General features: G+C 53.4%; 1 protein-coding gene. It reads left to right on the top strand.

Going from position 1 to position 588, the window contains the following annotated elements:
* The coding region (locus ACFOLC_RS16150; protein WP_386760292.1) for a hypothetical protein at window positions 1-447 on the top strand (447 nt) is incomplete at its 5' end.
* Between the last annotated feature and the right edge of the window lie 141 nt (window positions 448-588).

Raw genomic sequence — 588 nt, 5'->3', positions numbered from 1 at the left:
TCCAAGCCGAACCTGCTTCGTTCCGGCAAAAACATGGCAGAAAAAGCCTGCCATGTTTTTACCTCCACTACGCAGGTCGGCTTAACTCAGGCGTTAGCGCCCATGCTCAAGTTTCGCGAAAACTGGGATGAAGAACTTAAACGCGATCGACAAATGCGCGCAGAGCAGCAGGCTAAGGAACGACTGCTCCGGCGCAGGATGCTTTTGCTTAAGATTGTCTGCTCTTGTTTAGCTATTGCGTCTCTTGCCTGGCCAGTATGGGTAGGAATTTCGGGCGGTGCGCTCAGCTGGAAGCGCAGCGGCCCTTACACATGGGATCAAAGTCCGCTTCAATTCGCCATAACAGGCGCCGCCCATTCCTTAGCCGGCTTATCGGTGTCAGCATTGCTTTTCGCATTTGTAGGCATTGGTTTTCTTGAGAAGCGCTACGACATAAATGGGCGCTAACAATTCATTCAAGCCGAACCCGCTTCGCGGGTCGGCTTAATTCAGGCGTTAGCAGGCTGCTGAAATACCTCCCACCCGCATAGACTTGTCCCATTACCGTTCTGCTTGCCCCGAGACCTTCGATGCGTGGTGCCGACGTAC

It is taken from the genome of Lysobacter cavernae (assembly GCF_042648505.1).
In the GTDB taxonomy this organism is placed as follows: Bacteria; Pseudomonadota; Gammaproteobacteria; order Xanthomonadales; family Xanthomonadaceae; genus Lysobacter_L; species Lysobacter_L cavernae.
This window is presented reverse-complemented; position numbering and strand designations above follow the sequence as displayed.